1 protein-coding gene is annotated in these 455 nt (G+C 67.5%); it reads right to left on the bottom strand.

The window, feature by feature from the left end; translation table 11 throughout:
• Positions 1 to 455: ATPase, T2SS/T4P/T4SS family (locus tag K678_RS17440; RefSeq protein WP_021133812.1), on the bottom strand; the 455-nt coding region annotated here is incomplete at both ends.

The following is a 455-nucleotide window of genomic DNA, read 5'->3' as shown; positions in this document are numbered from 1 at the left end:
TGGGTGCTGATCTCGCCGAAGATGACGTGATCGGGGGTGGCGCGCATCTGGTGGTCATAGAGCTGCCGCCAATCGATCATTCCGGTCGATCCCCCGGCCTCGCGGGCGGCGAGCAGCCCGACCCCGTCCCAGAAGCGGTCGATCGCGAGTTCAGGGGCGTCTTCGGCGACGACGACGCGGCGATGATCGGGCAGAAAGCCGAGCAGCTTGTTGAGCAGCGTCGTCTTGCCGGTGTTGGTCGCGCCCGAGACGATGATGTTGGCTTCGGCCAGCATCGCGGCTTCGAGATAGGCGACCACCTCCGGGCTGGCCCCGATCTGCTCCCAACTGGGCGTGAAGGGATGTTTGCAGCGGATCGCCAGCGACACCCCGGTCTGGACCGAGGCCCCCAGCAGCGCCTCGAAGCGGTGGCGGGCTTCGGGGATGACGCAGGACAGTTTGGGCGCGGTCTCGGG

Origin of the sequence: Magnetospirillum fulvum MGU-K5, from assembly GCF_000442515.1 — a bacterium.
In the GTDB taxonomy this organism is placed as follows: domain Bacteria; phylum Pseudomonadota; class Alphaproteobacteria; order Rhodospirillales; family Magnetospirillaceae; genus Phaeospirillum; species Phaeospirillum fulvum_B.
This window is presented reverse-complemented; position numbering and strand designations above follow the sequence as displayed.